General features: G+C 68.8%; 2 protein-coding genes. Both read left to right on the top strand.

From position 1 onward, the window contains the following. Positions 1 to 3,711, top strand: a 3,711-nt coding sequence (locus tag NBW77_RS19140; RefSeq protein WP_250280105.1) for an SDR family NAD(P)-dependent oxidoreductase, incomplete at its 5' end; no start/stop codon positions are given. Positions 3,712 to 3,743: 32 nt separating this feature from the next. Then, the coding region (locus NBW77_RS19135) for a beta-ketoacyl synthase N-terminal-like domain-containing protein (protein ID WP_175324726.1) at positions 3,744 to 4,686 on the top strand (943 nt) is incomplete at its 3' end.

Here is a 4,686-nt window from a genome sequence, read left to right as displayed (position 1 = left end):
GGCATCAGCGGCACCAACGCCCACATCATCCTCGAACAGGCCCCGGACACCGAAGAACCTGGACCGACGCGATCCCCCGGAGCGGCCTACGATGACGCGCGGAAAACCACCGTCGCCCCGTCGCCGGCCACGACCGGACCCGGCACGCCCGTCCCGATGGCTCTGCCGTGGGTCGTGTCCGCCCGATCGCCTGAAGCCCTTCGCGCCCAGGCCGGGCAGCTGGCAACGTTCATCGACGGTGACGCCGGGCCTGACCCGGTCGACGTCGCCTACTCCCTGGCCACCACACGCGCACTGTTCGAGCACCGCGCGGTGGTGGTGGCCGACAGCCGGGAGAGCTTCGCCGCCGGTCTCGACGCCCTGGCCCGTGGCGAGACCCCACCGAATGTGATCGCGGGCTCGTCCGCAGGGACGGGCAGGTTGGCCTTCCTGTTCACCGGACAGGGCAGCCAGCGGGTCGGCATGGGACGACAGCTGCACGGAAGGTACCCGGTATACGCCGAGGCGTTCGACACGGTGTGCGCTGAACTGGACCGGCACCTGGCCGGTTATGTTGATCATAAAATTCGCGATGTCGTGTTCGCAACCGGGGACACCGGAATTCTGCACCGGACGGTGTTCACCCAGACGGCGCTGTTCGCGGTCGAGGTCGCGCTGTTCCGACTGCTCGAATCCTGGGGGATCCGACCCGATTTCCTCGCCGGGCACTCCATCGGCGAACTCACCGCCGCACACGTCGCGGGCGTCCTGACCCTTCCCGACGCGGCCACGCTCGTCGCCGCACGCGCCCGGCTCATGCAGGCCCTTCCCAGCGGCGGCGCGATGATCGCCATCCAGGCGGGCGAGGAGGAGATGCTCGCCGCGCTGGCCGATCATGAAAACCGCGTGGGAATCGCCGCCGTCAACGGACCCGGATCGATCGTCATATCCGGCGATGAGGAACACGCCCTGCGGATCGCCGACACCTTCGAGGGCCGAGGACGCAAGACCAGGAGGTTGCGGGTCAGCCACGCCTTCCACTCCTCCCGGATGGACGGGATGCTCGACGAGTTCCGCCGGATAGCCGATGGTCTGTCCTACGCCCCGCCGGTGATTCCGATCATCTCCAACCTCACCGGCGAAATCGCCACCGCCGAAGAACTGGGCGACACCGGATACTGGACACGGCACGTCCGGCACACGGTCCGCTTCTCCGACGGCGTCCGCCGGTTGGAAGCCCTCGGCGTCACCACCTACCTCGAGCTCGGCCCGGACGGCGTGCTCACCGCCATGGCGCAGGAATCGCTCACCGAACAGGACGGGCGGAAGGCACCGACGCTCGTCCCGGTACTACGCCGCGACCGCCCCGAACCCGTCACCGTGATCACCGCTCTCGGCCACGCCCGCATCCACGGCGTCGCGGTCGAGTGGGAGGCGGTGTTCGCCGGCCTGAACCCGCAGCGGGTGGAACTGCCGACGTACGCCTTCCAACACCGGCGGTACTGGCTGGACTCCTCGCAGGACACTGCCGGGTCGGCCGACCGCGTCGATCGACGCGACCTGGTGGACGCCCGTTTCTGGGAAACCGTCGAACGTCAGGACCTCGACGGGCTGGCCGCCACGTTGAGCATCCCCGACCCCGAACGCCGGACCTCGCTGGGTGCCGTGCTGCCCGCCCTGGCGTCGTGGTGGGACGAGCGCCGTGTCCACGCCACCGTTGACTCCTGGCGGTACCGCGTTGTCTGGCGGGCCGTACGCGGGGTGTCCACCGATGGCCGGGTCCCCGGAGCGCTCTCGGGAACCTGGCTGCTGGTGATTCCCGACAGCCATACCGGAACCGAACGGGTGCGGTCCGTCAGCCGGGCTCTGGCCGACCGGGGTGCGTACATCCACCAGATCGTGGTGAGCGCGGCGGACTCCGATCGACAACGCCTGGCGGCACATCTGGGCGAGACCCGCGACGGTGCCGGGACCTCAGCCGACCGGCCGGTAGTCGGTGTGCTCTCGCTGCTGGCACTGGCCGAGGAGCCTCATCCGGTCCATGCGGCTGTTCCGTGGGGGGCTGCCGCCAACGTCGCGCTCATCCAGGCGCTCGACGACTCGGGCGTCAGCGCGCCGCTGTGGTTCGCGACCAGCGGAGCCGTGTCGACCGGGCCGTCCGATCCGGTGACCAATCCGCTTCAGGCGCTTCTGTGGGGTCTGGGTGGGATCCTCGCCGCCGAGAGCCCGGGGCGCTGGGGCGGTGTGATCGACCTGCCGGCGACCGCGGACGAACAGGTCCTGGCGCAGGTGACCACCGCGCTCGGCGGGCTGTGCGACGAGACCGAGGTTGCCGTCCGCCCATCCGGTCTTCTCGCGCGGCGGCTGGTGCGCGCGCCACTGGACGATGCGCCCCGGGCAGGCGGCTGGGAACCGCGGGGCACAGTTGCGATCACGGGTGGAACCGGTGCGCTCGGCGGTCACGTCGCGCGCTGGCTCGCGGGCAACGGTGCAGAACACCTGTTGCTGATCAGCCGCCGAGGCCGCGAGGCCCCCGGTTCGGTCGGGCTGGAGGCTGAGCTGAACGCTCTCGGCGCGAAGGTCACGATCGCCGCGTGCGACGTGGCCGACCGCGGCGCGCTCGCGGACGTGCTGGCCTCGGTGCCCGCGGCGTATCCGCTGACCGCGGTGGTGCACACGGCGGCCGTCCTCGACGACGCCCTGCTTTCATCCCTGACCACCCAGCAGATGGACCGGGTACTGCGGGTGAAGGCTCAAGGTGCCCTGAACCTGCACGAACTGACCAGGGAAATGGAGCTGTCGGCGTTCGTGCTCTTCTCCTCACTCGCGGGTGTCTGCGGTATCGTCGGGCAGGGAAACTATGCGCCGGGTAACGCATTCCTGGATGCCCTCGCCGACCACCGGCGGGCACACGGGCTGGTCGCCACATCGATAGCGTGGGGGCACTGGGGCGGCGACGGCATCGCCGATCCCGACATCTCCGAACAGTTCCGCCGCCACGGACTTTCCCCGATGGCACCGGAACTTGCTGTCACCGCTCTCGGGCAGGCACTCGACCACGAGGAAACCAATCTGGTCATCTGCGAGGCCACCTGGGAAACATTCTTCCGGACGCGGAGGAACCCGCTGCTGAGCGAACTCACCGAGATCGCGCGGACGCTCCGCGAGGCGGACGGCGACGATGCGGCCGAACCGGCCGATGCAACATCGGAGAGCCTGATCCGGCAGCTGACCGGGGTACCCGATTCACAGCAGCGGCAAATACTCCTCACACTCGTCCGGACCCAGGTCGCCGCAGTACAGGGGCACGCATCCGGGGACGCTGTCGACATTGCCCGGACATTCCGCGACCAGGGATTCGACTCACTCACGGCGGTGGAATTCCGCAACCGCCTGAGCGCCGCGACCGGGTTGCGGCTGCCGACCACCGTGGTGTTCGACCACCCCTCGCCCGCAACGCTGGTCGACCACCTGCGCTCGGAGCTGCTGTCCCGGGCGAACACGACGGTGCCGGCGGTCCTGAGCTCGATCAACACGCTGGAATCCTCTCTTTCCTCTCTTTCCGCGGATGAGCCGGCACGGGCGGCGATAGCCGCCCGCCTCCAGGAACTGGCTGCGGTATGGAGTGGTGGTGCCCGCGCTTCCGGTGCGGCAGAGATCGCCGACGCGCTCTCCGGCGCGACCGACGACGAGCTCATCAGCTTCATCGGTAACGAACTCGGAATCTCCTGACCGCCGTCCCACAGAAGAAAGAAAGTAGAAACATGAGCGACGATCAGATCCGATACCTCCTGCGGCGGGTGACCGCCGAGCTACACGAGACTCGTGAACAGCTGCGGGAGACACAGGCCGGGCAGCGGGAGCCGATCGCGATCGTGGGAATGGCCTGCCGGCTACCGGGTGGGGTGGAGTCACCGGAGGATCTGTGGCAGCTGGTCGCGGCCGGAAGGGACGCGGTCTCGGACTTCCCGACCGACCGCGGTTGGGATGTCGAGGAACTGTTCGACCCGGATCCGGACCGGGTCGGTAGATCCTACACACGGCACGGCGGATTCCTGCACAATGTGGCCGATTTCGATGCCGAATTCTTCGGAATCTCACCGCGGGAGGCGTTGGCGACCGATCCGCAGCACCGGTTGTTGCTGGAGACGGCATGGGAGGTGTTCGAGCGGGCTGGTATCGACCCGTCGTCGCTGCGCGGAACGAATACCGGGGTCTTCGCCGGTATGAACGGGCAGGACTACGCCGCCCGCCTGAACCGGATACCCGAGACATTGGAAGGCTACCTGAATATCGGTAACGCAAGTAGTGTCGCGTCGGGCCGGATCTCCTACACATTCGGTTTCGAGGGTCCGGCTGTCACCGTCGACACGGCCTGCTCGTCGTCCCTGGTGGCCCTGCACCTGGCCGCGCGGTCACTGCGCGCGGGCGAGTGCGACCTGGCACTCGCCGGTGGAGTGACGGTGATGACCTCGCCGCAGGGATTCGTGGAGTTCTCCCGGCAGCGGGGCCTGTCGGCCGACGGCCGCTGCAAGGCCTTCGCGGCGGCAGCGGACGGGACCGGATGGGCCGAGGGCGTCGGGCTGCTACTGCTGGAACGGCTCTCCGAAGCGCAACGTCGCGGCCACCCGGTGCTCGCGGTGGTGCGCGGCTCCGCGGTGAATCAGGACGGCGAGTCGAACGGACTGACCGCGCCGAACGGTCCTG

It is taken from the genome of Frankia sp. Cppng1_Ct_nod (assembly GCF_920656135.1).
In the GTDB taxonomy this organism is placed as follows: domain Bacteria; phylum Actinomycetota; class Actinomycetes; order Frankiales; family Frankiaceae; genus Protofrankia; species Protofrankia meridionalis.
The sequence above is the reverse complement of the archived record's forward strand: the minus strand, read 5'-3'. Positions and strand labels throughout refer to the sequence as shown.